16 protein-coding genes are annotated in these 18,650 nt (G+C 44.4%); 10 read left to right on the forward strand and 6 right to left on the reverse strand.

Annotated elements, in window-relative coordinates:
• Positions 1-27 precede the first annotated feature (27 nt).
• The 8 genes from atpA (at position 28) to AC0J2F_RS08060 (ending at position 8,062) form a co-directional block, all read left to right on the forward strand.
• Positions 28-1,608, forward strand: coding sequence for a F0F1 ATP synthase subunit alpha (atpA, locus tag AC0J2F_RS08025; RefSeq protein ID WP_473007198.1), 1,581 nt, complete (start codon positions 28-30; stop codon positions 1,606-1,608).
• A gap of 53 nt (positions 1,609-1,661) precedes the next feature.
• Positions 1,662-2,525: an ATP synthase F1 subunit gamma gene (atpG, locus tag AC0J2F_RS08030; RefSeq protein ID WP_087523792.1), complete on the forward strand. Its 864-nt coding sequence runs from the start codon at positions 1,662-1,664 to the stop codon at positions 2,523-2,525.
• 122 nt (positions 2,526-2,647) lie between these two features.
• On the forward strand, positions 2,648-3,151 hold the full coding sequence (locus AC0J2F_RS08035) for a hypothetical protein (RefSeq protein WP_473007199.1): 504 nt from the start codon (positions 2,648-2,650) through the stop codon (positions 3,149-3,151).
• 30 nt (positions 3,152-3,181) lie between these two features.
• The gene (gene dut, locus AC0J2F_RS08040; RefSeq protein WP_087523790.1) at positions 3,182-3,619 is read left to right on the forward strand and encodes a dUTP diphosphatase; all 438 of its coding nucleotides are present in this window, start codon (positions 3,182-3,184) and stop codon (positions 3,617-3,619) included.
• A 37-nt stretch (positions 3,620-3,656) separates the two neighbouring features.
• On the forward strand, positions 3,657-4,673 hold the full coding sequence (locus tag AC0J2F_RS08045; protein ID WP_473007200.1) for a sugar nucleotidyltransferase: 1,017 nt from the start codon (positions 3,657-3,659) through the stop codon (positions 4,671-4,673).
• Between the two features lie 6 nt (positions 4,674-4,679).
• Positions 4,680-6,047: a tetratricopeptide repeat protein gene (locus AC0J2F_RS08050; protein WP_473007201.1), complete on the forward strand. Its 1,368-nt coding sequence runs from the start codon at positions 4,680-4,682 to the stop codon at positions 6,045-6,047.
• Positions 6,048-6,059: 12 nt separating this feature from the next.
• Positions 6,060-6,833, forward strand: coding sequence for a lipoprotein insertase outer membrane protein LolB1 (lolB1, locus tag AC0J2F_RS08055; protein ID WP_473007202.1), 774 nt, complete (start codon positions 6,060-6,062; stop codon positions 6,831-6,833).
• Positions 6,833-8,062: a murein hydrolase activator EnvC family protein gene (locus AC0J2F_RS08060; RefSeq protein WP_473007203.1), complete on the forward strand. Its 1,230-nt coding sequence runs from the start codon at positions 6,833-6,835 to the stop codon at positions 8,060-8,062. The genes lolB1 and AC0J2F_RS08060 overlap by 1 nt, the downstream gene beginning before the upstream one ends.
• A 52-nt stretch (positions 8,063-8,114) precedes the next feature.
• Here the strand turns inward: AC0J2F_RS08060 and AC0J2F_RS08065 are convergent, their stop codons facing one another.
• From AC0J2F_RS08065 to AC0J2F_RS08075, 3 genes are all read right to left on the reverse strand, one after another.
• Positions 8,115-11,717, reverse strand: a complete 3,603-nt coding sequence (locus tag AC0J2F_RS08065) for a S8 family serine peptidase (RefSeq protein WP_473007204.1) — start codon at positions 11,715-11,717, stop codon at positions 8,115-8,117.
• A gap of 158 nt (positions 11,718-11,875) precedes the next feature.
• Positions 11,876-12,388, reverse strand: coding sequence for an acyl-CoA thioesterase (locus tag AC0J2F_RS08070; protein WP_420378544.1), 513 nt, complete (start codon positions 12,386-12,388; stop codon positions 11,876-11,878).
• Positions 12,389-12,448: 60 nt separating this feature from the next.
• The gene (locus tag AC0J2F_RS08075) at positions 12,449-13,375 is read right to left on the reverse strand and encodes an HU domain-containing protein (RefSeq protein WP_473007205.1); all 927 of its coding nucleotides are present in this window, start codon (positions 13,373-13,375) and stop codon (positions 12,449-12,451) included.
• A 110-nt stretch (positions 13,376-13,485) separates the two neighbouring features.
• Between AC0J2F_RS08075 and dprA the strand changes: the two genes are divergently transcribed.
• Positions 13,486-14,589, forward strand: a complete 1,104-nt coding sequence (gene dprA, locus AC0J2F_RS08080) for a DNA-processing protein DprA (protein ID WP_473007206.1) — start codon at positions 13,486-13,488, stop codon at positions 14,587-14,589.
• Here the strand turns inward: dprA and trpS are convergent.
• Entirely contained in the window at positions 14,586-15,554 is a 969-nt protein-coding gene (trpS, locus tag AC0J2F_RS08085) for a tryptophan--tRNA ligase (RefSeq protein WP_087523781.1), read from the reverse strand. The genes dprA and trpS overlap by 4 nt on opposite strands.
• A gap of 85 nt (positions 15,555-15,639) precedes the next feature.
• On the opposite strand from trpS, the gene AC0J2F_RS08090 reads away from it, so the two are divergent.
• A complete protein-coding gene (locus tag AC0J2F_RS08090; protein WP_473007207.1) occupies positions 15,640-16,401 on the forward strand; it encodes a lysophospholipid acyltransferase family protein in 762 nt (253 codons plus the stop codon).
• Between the two features lie 65 nt (positions 16,402-16,466).
• Here AC0J2F_RS08090 and AC0J2F_RS08095 read toward each other — a convergent pair whose 3' ends face one another.
• Positions 16,467-18,002 carry an outer membrane beta-barrel protein gene (locus AC0J2F_RS08095; RefSeq protein WP_473007208.1) on the reverse strand — a complete coding sequence of 512 codons (1,536 nt, stop codon included), beginning with the start codon at positions 18,000-18,002 and terminating at the stop codon, positions 16,467-16,469.
• A gap of 3 nt (positions 18,003-18,005) precedes the next feature.
• Positions 18,006-18,548, reverse strand: a complete 543-nt coding sequence (locus AC0J2F_RS08100) for an RNA polymerase sigma factor (protein ID WP_473007209.1) — start codon at positions 18,546-18,548, stop codon at positions 18,006-18,008.
• Between the last annotated feature and the right edge of the window lie 102 nt (positions 18,549-18,650).

Genomic DNA, 18,650 nt, shown 5'->3' on the forward strand with positions numbered 1-18,650 from the left:
AGCGGTGCTCCGGTAATAAACAGTGATATGGCACAAGTAAATCCAGCTGAAGTTTCAGCGATCTTAAAAAAACAACTATCCGGCTTCGAGGCTACTGCTTCGTTAGACGAAGTTGGAACCGTTCTTACCGTGGGTGATGGTATTGCCCGCGTATACGGATTGTCTAATTCTCAATATGGGGAATTAGTAGAATTCGAAAACGGACTAGAAGGAATTGTACTGAATCTGGAAGAAGACAACGTAGGGGTTGTACTTTTAGGACCATCAAAAGGTATTAAAGAAGGAGCTACTGTAAAACGTACGCAGCGAATCGCTTCTATCAACGTAGGAGAAGGAATCGTTGGCCGTGTGGTGAACACTTTGGGTGAACCAATTGACGGTAAGGGTGAAATTGCAGGCGAGACCTTTGAGATGCCGCTAGAGCGCAAAGCTCCTGGGGTAATCTTCCGTCAGCCGGTAAACGAGCCGCTTCAAACCGGGATAAAAGCTGTTGATGCCATGATCCCAGTAGGACGTGGACAGCGTGAATTGGTGATTGGTGACCGTCAGACTGGTAAGACTACAGTGTGTATCGATACCATCATCAACCAAAAAGAATTTTACGATGCAGGCGAGCCTGTATTCTGTATCTATGTTGCCGTTGGACAAAAGGCATCTACAGTAGCGAACATTGCTCGTACGCTAGAAGAAAAAGGAGCTCTTGCCTATACGGCTATCGTAGCGGCTAATGCATCTGACCCTGCTGCAATGCAGGTATATGCACCATTTGCCGGAGCAGCGATTGGAGAGTATTTCCGCGATACAGGACGTCCAGCGCTTATCGTTTATGATGATCTTTCTAAGCAAGCGGTAGCTTACCGTGAGGTATCTCTTTTGCTACGTCGTCCACCAGGACGTGAGGCATATCCTGGAGACGTTTTCTACCTACACTCACGTCTACTAGAGCGTGCTGCTAAGGTGATCAACGATGACGATATTGCTAAGAATATGAACGATCTTCCTGCTTCTTTGAAAGACAAGGTAAAAGGTGGTGGCTCCCTAACAGCATTGCCAATTATCGAAACCCAAGCGGGTGACGTATCTGCCTATATCCCAACTAACGTGATCTCGATTACTGACGGACAGATCTTCTTGGAGTCTGACCTCTTTAACTCGGGTGTACGTCCGGCGATTAACGTAGGTATCTCTGTATCTCGTGTGGGTGGATCTGCACAGATCAAATCCATGAAGAAGGTAGCAGGTACTTTGAAGCTTGACCAAGCGCAGTTCCGCGAACTAGAAGCTTTTGCTAAGTTCGGATCTGACTTGGATGCGGCTACTTTGAACGTAATTGAAAAAGGTAAGCGTAACGTAGAGATCTTAAAGCAAGCTCAAAATGACCCTTATACTGTTGAGGATCAGGTTGCGATCATCTACGCAGGTTCTAAGAACTTGTTACGCGAAGTTCCTGTAGAGAAAGTAAAAGAATTCGAGCGCGATTATATCGAATACTTGAACACCAAGCACCGCGGTACTTTGGATACGCTTAAAGCAGGAAAATTGACAGACGAGGTTATCGATACTTTGACAACTGCTGCCAAAGAGATCTCGGCTAAATATCAAGCATAATCAGGGTCGGCATCTCTTTTTAAGGGATGCCAACCTTCAATGAATAAAGCAACATGGCAAACTTAAAAGAAATACGCAACAGGATCTCCTCAGTATCTTCTACGATGCAGATTACCAGTGCCATGAAAATGGTATCTGCAGCCAAGTTGAAGAAAGCTCAGGATGCGATCACGGCTATGCGTCCTTATGCGGATAAGCTTACTGAATTGCTTCAGAATCTGAGCGCTAGTTTAGAAGGCGACAGCGGAAGCGCATTCGCAGAGCAACGCGAGGTAAACAAAGTGTTGGTAGTTGCTATTACTTCCAACAGAGGTTTGGCCGGAGCCTTTAACAGTAATATTGTTAAGGCGTGTAAGGAGTTGAAAGAGACTACTTATGCCGGGAAAGAGATCGCCTTTATGACCATCGGTAAAAAGGGGAACGATATTCTTAGTAAAACCGAGAAGGTTGTCGATTTCAACAGCGAGATCTTTGACGAACTCAACTTTGAAAACAGTGCGGCTATTGCACAGCAATTGATGGACATCTTCACCAATGGAGATTTCGATCAGATTGTGTTGGTGTATAACAAGTTCAAGAATGCTGCAACACAAATTGTGATGCACGAGCAATTCTTGCCTATCCAACAAGCGTCTGACGATGCTTCTAGTGGAGCTGCCGATTATATCTTTGAACCAAACAAAGAGTATATCGTTGAGCAGTTGATCCCAAAGAGTTTGAAAACGCAATTGTTCAAAGCCATTCGCGATTCTGTAGCCAGTGAGCACGGAGCACGTATGACTGCGATGCACAAAGCGACAGACAACGCTGGAGAGCTTAAGGCTTCGCTTACCTTGGAATACAACAAAGCCCGTCAGGCTGCAATTACCGCAGAGATCTTGGAGATCGTTGGTGGTGCAGAGGCCTTGAACGGATAATCACTGATAAAGCTATTATAACAAAGGCTTCTCGGAAACGGGAAGCCTTTTTTGTAAGCGGTAAGTTTATAAAATCTTATTTTTATGGCAAGACTTTTGAAGTCTTGTCTCAAAACCACATTATGAATCATCTACGAACTTTTGGAATTTGGCTCTTAGCCTTAGTATTTATGGCGAATTCAGACTGTAGCAACAAGAAATTAGAGAGCGATCCTCCCTTTACCGTAACGGATGCTTACACTCAGAAATGGGTTGCCGGAGTGGAGATGGGTGGCTCAGGAGTTAACTTGGTAATTCCAGTTAGTGCTATGCAAAGCGGCGTACAGATAGATTCGGTTTACTTTAGAGGACAACATCTATCCTTGGCTACCAAACCAGGCGACGACAAGACCTATGTGGCTCATTGGGTGAATCCTCAGAAACCTGATATGAATATGAGCGATGCTCCTAACGGAGAATACGGAAACCCTGTTCCGGAGCTCAGCGATAAATTCAAACTAGCTCCTGAGGAATGTGTAATTCAGTATAGTTTGGATGGAAATACCTATTATACCAAACTAAGCGATATCCCTGAGCGCGATATGGTGGCTTATCCGAGTGCACCAAATCCAGACAACGGAAACTAAAGCGAACAACAGTTAACCTCAATTAAACCTATGGTTTCAGTTAAGATCATCAATAAATCGGCCCATGAGTTGCCTGCTTATGAGACCAGCGGTTCTGCAGGTATGGACCTCAGAGCCAACCTAGAATCGCCTATAAATTTACAACCCATGCAGCGCACCATAGTGCCCACAGGGCTCTTTATGGAATTGCCAGAAGGCTATGAAGCTCAAGTGCGCCCACGGAGTGGTTTAGCTGCCAAGCACGGGATTACTGTTTTGAATGCTCCCGGCACTATCGATGCGGATTACAGAGGAGAGATCGGTGTAATTTTGATCAACCTTTCTGAACAAGACTTTAAGATCACCAATGGAGAGCGCGTGGCTCAATTGGTCATCGCCAAATGCGAGCAAGCCGTCTGGAATACCGGAGAATCACTTTCAGAAACTGCTCGTGGTGCCGGAGGATTCGGCTCAACAGGCAAACAATAGCCTCAATAAAATAAATTAGAATTAATCAGCCTCAATTATGAAGATCATTGTCCCTATGGCGGGAAGAGGTTCTCGCCTAAGACCACATACACTAACAGTTCCAAAACCTTTAGTTCCTGTTGCAGGAATGCCCATAGTGCACCGATTGGTGCGCGATATTGTGGCCATTTTAAAACAACCTATCGATGAGGTAGCTTTTGTTATTGGAGATCCTGCTTTTTTTGGCCCTGAGGTTGAACAAAGCCTTACAGAGCTGGCCGAAAGTCTTGGAGCAAAAGGCACTATTTACAGACAAGATAAACCTTTGGGAACGGGTCACGCAATCATGTGTGCGGAACCCTCACTAAGCGGTCCAGCGGTTATCGCATATGCAGACACTTTGATTCGTGCGAGCTTTGAGCTCGATCCAGAAGCTGATAGTGTGATCTGGACCAAGAAGGTAGCCAACCCAGAAGCTTACGGAGTGGTTAAGCTCAATCAAGAAAATAACATCGTGGAGTTGGTTGAGAAGCCAGAGGAATTTGTGAGCGATCAGGCGGTTATTGGGATCTATTACTTCAAGAACGTCGATGAGTTACGCCAGGAGCTGCAATACGTATTGGAGAACGCCATTATCAATGGTGGAGAGTATCAGATCAATGACGGCATAAAACGAATGATGGCCAAAGGGAAGGTCTTTAAGACTGGTACTGTAGATCACTGGATGGATTGTGGGAACAAGACCATCACGGTAGAGACCAATGCCAAAATGCTCAACTTTTTGCACCAAGAAGGAGAAAGCTTGGTTGCCACAGACATCACTTTAGAGAATGCCGAGATAATTCCTCCGTGTAGCATTGCCTCCGGAGTAGTTCTAAAAAACACCACAGTGGGCCCTCATGTGAGTATAGGAGCTAATACTACCTTGGAGAATTCCAACGTTAAAAATAGTATAATACAATCCGAGACGACCATTAAAAACGCTACTTTAGAAGAGGCTATGATTGGTAATAAGGTGCATTTTGACGGGGCTTTTAAAAAGGTAAGTCTGGGCGATTATTCCGAATTAAAATAATGTGAAGTGAAATCTATTGGGCAAATCTTGCTTTGTTTTTTGTTGATCTGCGGATCGGCACTGGCTGGTTATGCCCAAGACGAGGACATTTTAACGGACGACCTGGGTAATGTCTCTGACGCCTTTCAGGAGCGCTTTTTTGAGGGTTTAAAGCAGAAGGGGATACAGAACTACGAAAAAGCACTAGAAGCGCTTAGCGAGGCCTTAAATGCCGCTGGCGACGACAAAGAGCAACAAGCAGTGGTTCATTTTGAAATGGCGAAGAATCATTTGGAGCTTCAACAGTATGAAGCGGCAGAATCTGCCTTGCTGCAAAGTATTGGCATAATTCCAGGGCGTTTAGACACCAATGAATTGCTCTATGAGGTCTATCACCGGACGCAAGATTACGAAAAAGCGATTCCTGTGGTGAATAGACTCATTGCGTTTGACGCCGTGTATAAAGAAGATTTGGCAAACTTATTGGTGTTGACTGCACAGTTCGACCAAGCCATGGCATTGATTAACGAGCTCGACGCGGCAGTTGGGCGTAATGCTAAGCGCGACGAATTGCGCAAGCGTATCATTAGCATAACAGGCGATGTTTCTTCGGAGATAAATCGTCTGGAGGGAATAACCAATAGCGATGCCGCAACAGAGAAAGACTATCTGGAACTTATTTACCGCTACAGTACAGAAGGAGATCTAAACAAGGCTAAAGAAGCAGCGAATGTGTTATTAGAGCGTTTTCCGGAATCGGAATTGGTGCATTTGGCCTTGTACAAGTTTGCCCTACAAGATGGTGATAAACAAGCTGCTGTGGCTTCTATGCAAGAGGTTATAGACGCGCGAAATATCGATGCGTCTAGCAAGTACAAGGTGTTGGCAGACTTTATGGATTTTGTGGCCGATAACCCGGACTACGAACCGGAATTAGAAGCTGCAATCGCGAGTTTTTCAACTACGGCAAACAGTGCGGCACTTTGGCAGCAATTAGGAGATTTCTTCTTAAAACAAGACCAAAGGAGTAAGGCGCTGGAATTTTACAAAAAAGCAGTTGCCACAAACAATACGGACTATAACCTACTTAAGAATACCATTTTACTCCAGATAGAAAACAACGCCTATCAAGATGCTTTGGAGCTCAGTGAGACAGCCTTAGAGATATATCCGGCCCAGTCTTTGCTTTATTTGTTACAAGGAGTTAGTCTTTTAGGTCTTAATCAGGCGGATAAGGCCATCGCAGTGATGGAAGAGGGCGTTGACTATGTGATAGACAACCCTGCTATGGAAAGCGATTTTTACGATCAACTCAGCAAGGCATATAATCAAAAAGGCAATGCGGCCAAAGCTGCAGAATACGCTAAAAAAGCCCAAGATCTTCAACTGCCCTAAACCATGCATAAATTGAGAATACATACAATCCTCGCCTTTGTTTTTCTGCTGAGTTCCTGCGGAAGCGCTAAGCTCATCAATGGTTCCAGAGATGCCAATCCCGGCTTCTCAGTAAAAGATATTATAAAGACGCATCAGGCGGCAGCCCCACAATTTGAAACCTTGGCAGCTCGTGTCAATGTGGATTATGAGGATGCGAAATCATCCCAGAACATTACGGTTTCACTGCGGATGGAAAAGAACAAGACCATTTGGATCAAGGCTTCCCTACTGGGAATAACCTTGTCCAAGGCCATGCTCACTCCAGATCGTGTGCAATATTACGAGCGCATCAGCAATACCTATTTCGATGGAGATTTTGCGCTAATAAGTGATTGGTTAGGTACTGAGATCGATTTTGAGAAGGCTCAGAATATACTACTAGGCCAATCTATATTCCTTTTGGAATCTCAGGCCTATAACAAGAGTGTAGAGAACAACCAATACAAGCTGGCTCCGAAGCAAGAATTGCCTTTGTTCACACATTTTCTTGCCTTGAACCCGGATTTCTTTAAAATCGCAAGCCAAGGGATCGACCAGGAGTCTAAAGGACGACAGCTCAGAATGTATTACCCTGATTATCAAAAGGTAGGAGATCAGGTTTTGCCTAAAAAGGTAGTGATAAAAGCCTCTGAAAATGATGCGATCACCACTTTAGAGATCGACTTTCGATCTGTAGATTTAAATATTCCGATCCGTTTTCCGTTTACTATGCCAGACGGACTGACCGAAATTCAATTGGATTAATGACCTTAAGACTGCTATGTATTGGCCTGTTGACTTTTTTGCTTTCGAGCAATGCGGTCTGGGCTCAAAAAGACGAGCGCACTGTTTTAGAACAGAAACGCAGAGAGATCTTGCAAGAGATCAAGCAGATCAATTCCCTTTTATTCGACACCCAAAAGAAAGAGCGTTCTGTACTTTCTGAGGTAGAAGACATAGACAAACGCATCCGCGCACAAGAAAACCTGATCAGAATCACCAATAGACAGGCCAACTTACTCACGCGAGAAATCAACGTCAACCTAAAAAAGATAGAGCAACTTCGAGAAGAATTGGCACAGATCAAAGAAGATTACGCCCAAATGGTAGTGAAGAGCTACAAGAGCAAATCGCGCAAAAGCCGGATCATGTTTCTCTTGTCTTCTCAGGATTTTCTGCAGGCATACAAGCGTGTCCAGTATATGAATCAATACGCCAAGTATCGCAAAGAGCAAGGCGAAAGTATTCAACGTAAAACAGTCGAGCTACAAGAGCTCAATAAATCTTTACTGGAACAGCAAAAAGAGAAACAGGCCTTGATCGCTGAGAATAAAAAGACCAAAGAGGCTTTGCGCAAAGAGAAGCAGCAGCAAGAAGCCCTAGTTGCGGAACTCAAGAAAGACGAGTCTAAGTTTGCTAGACAGATAAGAAGCAAGCAGCGTGAGGCCGATGAGATCGACAAGCAGATCGATGCGCTGATCCGTGCAGCTATTGCCAAGTCCAACTCAAATTCTGGGGCGAAAACCACAGGTGGAAGTTCTACTACTTTTGCACTTACTGCGGAGGCAAAAGCCTTGGGAAATAGCTTTACCAGTAATAAAGGCAAACTGCCTTGGCCAGTTACCAATGGGGTAGTTGTAAAGCGTTTTGGAAAACAACGCCATCCGCAGCTACCAAATATCGAGACTTTTTGCAGTGGTGTAGAGATAGCGACTACGAACAATGCTGAAGCGCGTTCTATTTTCGATGGAGTGGTTTTAGATGTAAAACAAATCAAAGGTGCCAACAAGCTGGTTCAGATCCAACACGGAAGTTATATCAGTGTTTATTTCAATTTAGGATCGGTAACGGTGAGCCCTGGGCAGAAAGTAACTACCAAGCAGCAAGTAGGAACTGTAGCTAAAAATCCCGCAAGCGGAAAGACCATTATCAAGTTAATGATCTACAAGAATACTACGAAACTCAACCCCGCAGATTGGATCTTTAAGATGTAAAACAAAAAACCCCGCAGATCGCGGGGTTTTCTTTTGTTTATGTGGAGTGCTATTAGCGTACAACTAACTTCTTAACGGTTTGTTTGCCGCCTGCGCTTAGACGTACAAAATAAACTCCGCTGCCCAAACCTGAAACATCCACAGTAGCACTGTTTCCGCTACCCAATTCTAAGTTGTTTTGCGTCATGACGATCTGCCCTAGCGTATTGCTTATGGTCATATCCATGGTCTCAAAGGTATTAGAACTGGCAATGGTGAACACGCCTTGCGTTGGGTTCGGATACATGCTGATACCGGTCAATGCGTTATCGGCAGTTCCTAAATAATTATTCAGTACAAAGACGTTATCTATGAAAGTACGGTTGCTGTTACCAGCAATGTTTACAAATCGCAACTGGATCTGCTCTCCTATAAAGGCAGAAAGATCGATCTGTTCGTTACGCCAGTCGCTGGCCGCAGTCGGTATCCATGGCGTAGTTCTGAATCCTGGAATAGTCGATAGGTCCGAACCGAACTTCTCATAAACATTTACCCAAGTGGTTCCACAATCTATTGAGACATCTACGCGAAGGCCGTCTCCATCTCCTGCTACGCGCTGCGCTTTTGCAAGATCGAACAAGACTCCTGGAACATCCGCACCGGTCAGATCGTAAACTTCTGTTACCACAGCATCCAATTGGCCAATGGCGTCATAGATGAAGTTGTCTACAAACCCCACACGTGTGGTCTCTCCATCACTTCCAACAGTGAAGCTGTTGATCTGCCAAGTTCTGTCTCCATCTGGGTTGTCAATATACCATCCTTCCGATGGGAAACCAGTGGTCTGGAAGTCTTCAAAATCACTAATTGGGCTCGCCTCGGTAGCTACAAAATAAGTATTGGTCTGATTGTCGTTAGAGCTGTCTTCGTCAGTCACTAAATTCACCGTTACACTTATATCATGATTGCCTGCATCTGCAATGCTGAGTGGGGTGGCAAAACTGAATTGAGCGATAGCTCCCGGCTCAATGGTTCCTGTAAACGTCTCTGTAACTGGAGTATCACTATCTAACTGATAGCTAACTTCAAATCCACTTTGAGGATTCATTGAGGAATTGAAGATGGTCGTTTTAACTGTAATCGGACTAGCATCACAAACAAAGTTGAACTCACTACCGCTATTGTCAATGCTCAACACCGCTAGATCGTTCGCGAAGTCACAGTTTAGTGAGCCATCTGTTTTTATAGCGGTGGTGCGCAAATTAGCCCAGCCATCTGTATCATTCTTGGCCGCCACGGCGATCCAGTTGTCATCGGTAGCACTGGTAATTGGAATAGAAGCCCAATTTTCAGTCACATTGGTAACTACTTCCATATATTTTTCACCCAATAGGTAAACGTCGTAGTTTTCAGCGCCCTGAACGGCATCCCATGTAATAGACATAGAGGTATCACAAACTTGCAAGATCTCTACACCTGTAACTTGAGGCGCGATAGAGAAATTATTATCGCTCTCATCGCTAAAAGTACCGCTGGTTATTCTAACACGTGCACTTCCGGTCAACTCTTCTGGTACTGTCCAGCTGTAGTTGGTTGTGGTGGCAGATACCGTTGTGATTGGAGTCCAGGTTGCACCGTCGTCTACCGTATATTCTAAGTCGAAAGCTGCGGTAGTATTGATAGCATCCCAGTGGATCACAGAAACTTCTCCAGGAACTAAGGTCTCCGTAAAGTTCGGATAAACCATTGTCAGGTTCTCTTGAATGAACTCATAAAGGATAAAATACTCTTGTGGCCCGAATGGTACGTCAAATCCACTTACCTCTACTGTGTAATCACCAGCAGCCGGATCGTTGATCAATACCTGTTCCATATTGTTGAGGTGGTCTGCTCCATTGGTAGCAGGCAAGTCCAGAGTCACAGGATCTGGAGTTGGATCCAATACCCAAGGCAAATACGAAGTGTCAGAAGGGTCTTTAACCACTAAATCCAAGTCGTTGATAAGCGCTGTTGACGCCCCAGCAGCTGCAGCCGGATCTGTCCAATAGATCATTATTCGCATTTGCGTGGTTCCTGCTGGAACAGTAAGCGTATTGGTGTTAAGCTCGCCATTGCTGATCGATTCAACGATAAAACGATCTTCGCTAAGCAATTTACCGGCGCGAAGTCCATTCACTATTCCCCATCCGAATTTAAAGTCAGGTCCAACGTTACCAGCATCATTCGCGGTATTCAATAAGGCTCCCTTTACAAGTCCGGATTTTGGCATTACTCCTCCATGCGTATCGGCGTATAGCTCATACAACTGAGCAGAAACTCCAGCGATTCCCGGAGAAGCACCAGAGGTTCCTCCAAAGGCACTGTAAGTGTTATTTGCTCCGGTTGAGATATGTCCTTGGCCGTGTGCAGTAATATCTGGTTTAATACGACCGTCACGAGCTGGCCCATGGCTACTACTTCCTACAAGTGTTCCGTCAAAGAATACGTTGGCCGTAGCAATTACATTCTTTCCTTGCTTGTGACCTCCAGTAATATTACCCCATTGGGTACCGGCACCATAACCACAATCTAATCCGTTAGAATTTCCACATGAGAAAACGTGTAACACGCTTTCAAAATCGTTGGTCTGCTGATCTACAGTACGGGCGTTCAAAGTGTATCCTCCATTACAACCATCTCCATAAGAAGAGTTGGTGATCATTACAGTTCCGTCACTGATCAAGCTGGTTGTTGGACTATCTAAGAAAGAGGCGAAGTAGTTCGAAACATACATGTCTGAACCAGCTGCCATTCCGCGGTAACGCGGGTTGAGATTTCCGGCACCTGCAAAGATACCAGCTACGCCATCTCCGTGAGATCCACCAGAGGTAGCAGGTATGTTATCTATACGGCCTTGAAAATCGATGTGAGGGCCTATAAGACCATCATCGCGTACTAGAACTCCCACACCGGCTCCGGTATAGTTCCATCCGCCGACCATTTGAGTATCCAAACCGTTAGAACGGTGTAAGCTTTTTCCTTGCACATCTTCCTTAACAGGAGGAGCTGGGACAAGTCCAACATAACTCACATACGCAGAATTAGACAAGGTTTCCAAACAATTATCAGGAATGATCAGATCCATATAATTGGCGCTGTCGTATACCTGAACAACTTCGATATGTTGCGAGCGAAGGTCGTCTAAAATAAAGTCCTTGTTTACAATGTCGTGATACTCTAAGGTCACTAAAATGCGATCTCCGCTCAGGGCATAATCCGGAATTTCGTTGTTTAGAATTTCTGGCGCCATTTTAAAACGACCATCTACCGGAGCTATGGCGCGCACTTTGCGCTCTGCCAATACACTGATAGGTGTAGTTTCTGCCATGTAGAACAGATAGGTCCCAGTACCAACATAATCTAGCAAGCGCAGATCATTGGTTTCAAAATAATCTTGAATTTGTTGATTGGGCGTTTGCTCGAATTGGATCCAGCCAAAATAACCACCTCCAAGTTTAGAGGTTTCTGGCATTTGATCCCATGAAAAGGTCTGGATGTTTTCTTCCAAGGTCACATACTCGCCATTAAAAATAAAAGCATACGGATTTTGGGCAAAACTCGTAAGCGCGAAAAGCGCCACAACAGCTGTTGCTAATAACTTCTTCGTGCTAACGAGAAAAGGTGTAGTTTTTCTCATGTTGCTTAGTTTGATTAAATAGGGAAGGGGCGTAGTACGCCCTAACAGATTGTTTCTCATACCCCGAATGTTGCAATTTTTTTAAGTTGCTCTTTTAAAAGCACTTAAAAATAAGGCAAAGTTTTTAAAATCCAAGTTCGGGTAAGGAATCTCTACGGTTATTCCGTAAACAGAGCTTTGAGCTCAGTTGCTTCGGAGGGTTTTATTTTTCCGGCAAGTACTAAACTCAACTGTCGTCGTCTTAAAGCTGCGTCGAAACGCTGCTTTTCCAAGTCAGTCTCTGGCTTTACAGGAGGAACTGGCACCGGATTTCCAGTGTCGTCTACCGCTACAAAGGTATAGATGGCTTCGTTTGCTTTAGAACGCAAGCCACTTTCGCGGTCTTCTATCCAAACATCCAAGAAGATTTCCATAGAACTCCTAAAAGAGCGGGAGATTCGAGCCTCTACAGTAACTACACTTCCCAAGGGGATGGTTCTGTTAAAAGCAACGTGATTCACGGAGGCGGTTACCACTATTCTGCGGCTGTGTCTTCGGGCAGCGATACTTGCAGCACGGTCCATACGCGCTAGTAGCTCCCCTCCAAACATGTTTCCAAGCGGATTGGTTTCACTAGGCAAAACCAGATCGGTAATAATTGTGCAAGAATCTTTAGGTGTCTTGGCCTCCATAACTAAAATTTTGGCAAAGTTACATCCTATTTAGATGTTGGGAAAATAGAAAGCTTGAAACTAGTTGAATTGTTTTACCAACAACCAGGCGTCTTTGTTATTGTTATTCTTGATATTACGCAAGGCCTTTAGCGCTGCAGATCTCTCGCTGTGGCTCTCATAGCTCACTTGGTGCAGGCCATACTTGTTCTTGCCTAATAAGCGCGACTCGAAGCCTTGTGCTTGAAGCTGAGCAATTTTTTTGTGTGCGTTAGCTTCTTCACGGAATGCCCCAGCAATAATGTGGTAGCGACCTTGGTACTTCGGAAGATTTACCTCTAAGCTCGGCAACGGATTGCTAATTACAAAAGTTGCCTCTTGAATACTGTTTTGAACGCGGTCTTTAGCGTCCTGAGACTGCACATAGTTGTGTTGTTTAACTCCAGATTCATAAATCTTAAGACCTCCGAAGCTGCTTAAACCAATCGCAATAAGCCCTATTGCAGCATATTTTAAATAAACCGGACGCTGTTCTTGTGTAGGGGTAAACAGCAGTGGCTCTGCCTCTAAAGCAATGGCCTCTTCAGATGAACGACTCATTGCAGGTTGCACAAAATGAGAAAGTCCAAAAGAAGCTGTGAGGTAATTATTCTCAGCGCTCGGCTCGAAAGTGATCTTTCCGGCTTCCATAGCCAGTGACCCTACAGCCTCGATAATGATGTTTTTCCCTGCTTCGAGCTCGTGCTCCAAAAAGCGCGTATAGCTCCGTATAGCAGTTAAAGCGTCGGCATAACTGATGTCTTTAGACTTTGCAATATGATCTGCAAGCAAGCCATCATTAGATTGCAATTGTCTGTTGAAGGACAACAATTTGCTCGGTGGATAAAAAGCATCTGTAGATTTATGAATTCTAGCTGGTTGATACTGCGTTAGAAACGCTCCAAAACCAGGTAGAATCACACATTCGTATCGGTAAAGTAAATCGCTGATGTAACTGTCAAGGCGCATGAAAACAAATTTAATATTTTTTGAATCCAGAGCACAAGTGCGGGTAAGAACTTATCAACAGGCTGAATTTTGTTGTATTTTTAAATCACTCTCCTGCAATTTTAGCGATTTTGAATACTATTGAGCTGCAAGCACTTTTGGCCTTGCACTATAAGCCAGGTATCAGTAATGCCGTGGCAAAAAAACTCCTTACGCACTTTAAAGAGCCTCATGCTGTCTTGGCTGCTTCTAAAAAAGCCATACAAGAATTGTCATGGGTTCCCCAGCACGCTCTAAACAATTGGAAATGGGACGAAGCTCTGGCTGCTGCCGCAGATCAGCAAGCGTTAATGTCCGAGAATCATGTAAATGCGTTAGCATATTATGAACCCGACTACCCTAAAATTCTAACACATTGCACAGACGGTCCTTTAATTCTATTTTACAAAGGAAATATACCTTGGCAACAGCAGCGATGGATATCTGTAGTCGGTACACGAAGGATGACCTCCTACGGACAACAACAATGTCGCGCATTGATCCGAGAACTGAGACCCTACAATCCTGTTGTGGTCTCTGGATTGGCTTTTGGGGTTGATATAACTGCACATATGGCGGCCATAGAGTTTGGCTTGCCAACGGTTGCTTGTTTGGCACAAGGCCTGAATGAGGTTTATCCAAAAGCACACAAAAAAATTGCCCAACAACTTTTAGAGCAAGGTGGTCTGGTTTCTGAAACTTGGATCGACAGCGGTTTTCACAATCGTTTTTTTATCCGCAGAAACAGGATCATTGCAGGATTATCAGAAGCCACAATTGTTGTCGAATCTGCCCATAAAGGAGGTAGCCTAAGTACTGCAGAAATGGCCTTTTCATACAATAGGGAGGTCTATGCGATACCAGGGAGAAGGTCGGATCCACAAAGTGCAGGTTGCCATGGCCTGATCGAAAGGCAGCTTGCACAGATCTATACCGATGTTCCTAAAATCGTCGCTAATTTGGGTTGGGATAAGCAGCATCCGCAGCAAACTCGCCTAGATTTTGAAAGCTTAATTAAGCTGGATATGCAGGAGCAAGCAGTATATAAGTTGTTGCCTACAGATCAAGCAGTGCATATAGAAAAACTGAGGGCAAATTGGGATGCCTCCGTAGGCAACCTACCTGCGCTTTTGTTGTCTTTAGAACTAAAAGGTTGGATAAGACCTTTGCCAGGCCAACTGTTTATTCGCGCTTAATAGCCGGTCTTTTGACGTACGCGTCCAATTACCTCATTGGCTACTGCACTTGCCTTTGCAGCTCCAACGGCCAAGGCAGCATCGATCTCTTCCAAATTATCCATATAGTAATCGAAGCGTTCTCGGATGGTTGCAAATTTGGTTTGAATCAATTCAAAAAGGGCTTGCTTTGCATGTCCGTATCCGAAGCCGCCTGCCCGATACTTCTCAGCCATGGCTGCGGTTTCTTCTTCACTAGCCATTAAGCTGTAAAGGGCAAAGACATTGCAAGTGTCTGGGTCTTTCGGCTCCTCTAAAGGCGTGCTGTCCGTTTGTATACCCATGATTTGTTTGCGTAGTTTCTTGTCTGGCAAAAAGATATTGATGGTATTCTCTCGAGACTTGCTCATTTTATTTCCATCGGTTCCGGGCACGTACATGGTGTCTTTCTGCAGTTCGGTTTCTGGCAAAACAAAACACTCGCCCATCTTGGCGTGGAATCTGCTGGCAACATCTCTGGTAAACTCCAAGTGCTGTTGCTGGTCTTTACCCACAGGAACGATCTCGGCATCGTAAGCCAAAATATCTGCAGCCATCAGCATAGGATAGGTGAAGATCCCAGCATTGACGTCTTCCAAACGGTCTGCCTTGTCTTTAAAGGAGTGTGCAAGTGTTAAACGTTGATAAGGAAAAAAACAACCCAAGTACCAGGCCAGTTCGGTTACTTGTGGCACATCACTTTGTCTGTAAAATACGGTCTTCTCTATATCAAGACCACATGCCAGCCATGCTGCGGCTGTGCGATAGGTATTGTCTCTTAAAGTAGTCGCATCTTTGATCTGCGTTAGCGAGTGCATATCGGCAATAAAAAGAAAAGACTCATTTTCTGGCGATTCCGCCATTTGAATAGCCGGTAAGATCGCACCTAGCAGATTCCCTAAATGCGGGGTTCCTGTGCTTTGTACTCCGGTTAATATTCTAGCCATATCGTTGTTTTTGGCAAAGTTACTTTTTTTACAAAGTTTGCTCTAATGAATTGGAACTGAATTGGAATTTTTATTTTTGGTCTTCATGCAATGGATCAGCGCACCTTTTAAGCTCCTATGGCGGATTTGGTTCTACCTACTCGTGGCTCTGCCCATTGTACTACTATTTCCGGTATTACTCGTTTTGATCTCCCGCGATTCTTGGTATCCGCTGTATTTTAAAATTGCCCGAGGCTGGGGTCGTTTTGTCTTATGGGGGATGGGTTTTGTGCCCACAGTGAAACGCTTGGAGAAATACGACCCGAAGCAAAGCTATATGTTTGTGGCCAACCACCAGTCTATGACCGATATAATGCTGATGCTGCATGCGGTCCAGCGGCCCTTTGTATTTGTGGGGAAGAAAGAACTGGCGTCTATTCCTGTTTTTGGCTTCTTTTATAAGCGCACCTGTATCTTGGTGGACAGAAACAATGCCCAGAGCCGAAAGGCTGTTTTTCAGCAAGCTCAGGAGCGACTCAATAACGGCCTAAGCGTTTGTATATTCCCAGAAGGTGGAGTACCAGATGATGAATCAGTACTGTTAGACAGTTTTAAAGATGGCGCGTTTAGACTGGCTATAGAGCATCAGATTCCTATTGCACCTTTAGTCTTTTACGACAATAAAAAGCGCTTTCCTTTTCGTTTCTTTGGAGGGAATCCAGGCCAAATGCGCGCCTCGGTATTGCCGAGTATTCCAACAACAAATATGGAACTTCGAGACAAACAGGCATTGAGAAATAAAACACGAGAAATTATTCTTGGCGAGCTAGAGAGTAAAGAATTGCTCAAAAAAAAGCCGCTCTCCTAGCAGAGAGCGACTTTCAAGGTATTATTGCTTTTGCAATAACTAACCTAACCAACTAAAAAACTAACCTAAAATTTGAATCTCAAACCGCTGTAAACTCCCATATAATATGGTTGTGACCCTATACTAGAGTCCGCATACGGATTGAGTTGATATTTAAAGACAGGCTCTACATTAATTGCAAAGCGCTTGCTGATGTCGTATTGTAACCCTAAACCAACATTGGTGGTAAAGCTCAAACTGTTCAAGTTTCCAACACTACCCAATTCGGTTTCGCGCTGCCCACTGATAGCAGTGATAGAGTTGTCCTGAAGGAAAAGCGTACTAAATCCACCAAAGACGTTAACTTTAAATCGGTTATTCAAGACTGCATAGGACAGTTCTACGGGAACTTCCCAATATTCGAATTGCTGATTGAGTAAACCTTCAAAGGCATTTACTTCTGGCAAATCCAAACCTTCGGTAGGAGCCGCTTGAGCGAATCTGTTGATCAAGGTTCCCTTATCGCCAACGGTGTAAGCAATGTTGCCATTGACAAATTTAGACCCAACGTCAAATGCGGCCGGAGCAACAGCGAACTCTATATCGTTAGTGTTCACACTTAAGTTGACTCGGTTCACTCCAGAACGAACCGCCAATCGGTTATTCACTTGGTATTGCACTTGAACTCCATAGCTCAAGTTGGCATCAGATGAAGTGCGATTGTCGGCAAATTCAGCTCCAACAGTAGAGCCTTCGCCAAAGCTTCCGTAAACCACTGGAGCTACCTGAGGAGCAACACTCCAACGATTATCTATCGGATCTTGTTGGTCCAATAGTGTAGCTGTTTCTATGTCTTTTTGTTCTTCAATCGCGTCGAAAATAGAGATCTTCCCGTCTTCATCCTTTTGGGCTTCAGGGTCTGTTTTGTTCTCACTATTGTATGTGGAAGCAGTAGTGGCAGCTGTGTTTGTTTGCGTCTCTAGAAGCGCATCGGCGGTTTTGTCATTTACAACTGTATTCTCGGTGTTGTCTGTAGCAGTTATCGCTGTGGTTTCTGAATTGGAAGTTGCTGTCTTGTCTTGCTCGGTCGAGCTATCATTGCTAGTCAATGCAGTTGTCACTGTATTGAGTGATTTATCTACAGCGGACTTGTCAATAAGGGTCTTGCTTTTGTTTGTATTGTCCGCTACCGCGTCTCTTTGTTTGCTGTTACCAATTTTGGCGTCCGCAGCAGAGGGCTTTTCCGAAGAGTTAATTTGTTGGTCATCGCTTTGCTGCTCAGCAATTGCATCTGCCTCATTTTCCTTGACCATTTCTTCAATTGTTTTCTGATCTTTGATCTGATCTTGAGTATCGATCTGCTGCATTTGATCGGTCGCTTCATTAGAAAACGAATTGTTCTGATCCGAATCCGGCCAAAAAACACCACCTACAGTTAGTAGCAGGGCTAAGAGTGCAGCCACACCACCAACACGCCACCAGATCGGGATGATCTTGCGGTCGTCTTTTTCTTCTTTCTTCAACGCAGCCTGGATGTTGTCCCATACTTCTGCAGGAGGGTTTGCTTCAAAATCTTTGAAGCCCTCTTGAAAAATTCGGTCTATGTGCTTTTTATCGCTCATTGTCTAATAACCTTCGGCCGAACTATTATTGTTGTAAGCCGTAATCTTTGTTTTTAAAATCATCCTGGCACGCGCCAAGTTTGATTTTGAGGTTCCTGCAGAAATGTTGAGCATTTCTGCAATTTCGTTGTGCGAGTAGCCGTCCATGGCGTAAAGGTTAAACACTAACCGATACCTATCAGGGAGTTCCTGAATGATCTTTAACAAAAAATCCAAGGGAACGGAAGTATTCTCAACTACAACGTCTTCTGCTTCTATCTGCTGCTCATTGACCAGGTCAAAAACTCGCTGTTTGCGATATTTTTGCAGTACGGTATTCACAGTAACACGCTTTAACCAACCTTCAAAAGAACCTTTGTGTTTAAACTGACCAATGGTCTTAAAAATGGTAATGAAAGCGTCTTGCAGATTGTCTTGTGCCTCGGTATAATTTCGCGAGTATTTTAAACAAACTGAAAACAATTTGGCAGAATACAATTGGTAAAGCTCACCTTGAGCTTTTGCCTCATTGTTTTTACATCTGTCTATCAGTGCTTCCAGAGCCACTTTGATCCGCGAATTTTATTACTAACACGCCAGCTTGGTGCAACTTTGTTACTTAAAACTTGCTGCACAGTTAGCAACCACAGTCCCGGAGTTGTTGTGTAG

This window comes from Gilvibacter sp. CC01 (assembly GCF_055755295.1).

What these genes read in the sequence shown, in the direction of transcription:
- atpA (WP_473007198.1), top strand. Translation starts at nt 28, where the DNA reads ATGGCACAAGTAAATCCAGCTGAAGTTTCAGCGATCTTAAAAAAACAA.
- atpG (WP_087523792.1), top strand. Translation starts at nt 1,662, where the DNA reads ATGGCAAACTTAAAAGAAATACGCAACAGGATCTCCTCAGTATCTTCT.
- AC0J2F_RS08035 (WP_473007199.1), top strand. Translation starts at nt 2,648, where the DNA reads ATGAATCATCTACGAACTTTTGGAATTTGGCTCTTAGCCTTAGTATTT.
- dut (WP_087523790.1), top strand. Translation starts at nt 3,182, where the DNA reads ATGGTTTCAGTTAAGATCATCAATAAATCGGCCCATGAGTTGCCTGCT.
- AC0J2F_RS08045 (WP_473007200.1), top strand. Translation starts at nt 3,657, where the DNA reads ATGAAGATCATTGTCCCTATGGCGGGAAGAGGTTCTCGCCTAAGACCA.
- AC0J2F_RS08060 (WP_473007203.1), top strand. Translation starts at nt 6,833, where the DNA reads ATGACCTTAAGACTGCTATGTATTGGCCTGTTGACTTTTTTGCTTTCG.
- AC0J2F_RS08065 (WP_473007204.1), bottom strand. Translation starts at nt 11,717, where the DNA reads ATGAGAAAAACTACACCTTTTCTCGTTAGCACGAAGAAGTTATTAGCA.
- AC0J2F_RS08070 (WP_420378544.1), bottom strand. Translation starts at nt 12,388, where the DNA reads ATGGAGGCCAAGACACCTAAAGATTCTTGCACAATTATTACCGATCTG.
- AC0J2F_RS08075 (WP_473007205.1), bottom strand. Translation starts at nt 13,375, where the DNA reads ATGCGCCTTGACAGTTACATCAGCGATTTACTTTACCGATACGAATGT.
- trpS (WP_087523781.1), bottom strand. Translation starts at nt 15,554, where the DNA reads ATGGCTAGAATATTAACCGGAGTACAAAGCACAGGAACCCCGCATTTA.
- AC0J2F_RS08090 (WP_473007207.1), top strand. Translation starts at nt 15,640, where the DNA reads ATGCAATGGATCAGCGCACCTTTTAAGCTCCTATGGCGGATTTGGTTC.
- AC0J2F_RS08095 (WP_473007208.1), bottom strand. Translation starts at nt 18,002, where the DNA reads ATGAGCGATAAAAAGCACATAGACCGAATTTTTCAAGAGGGCTTCAAA.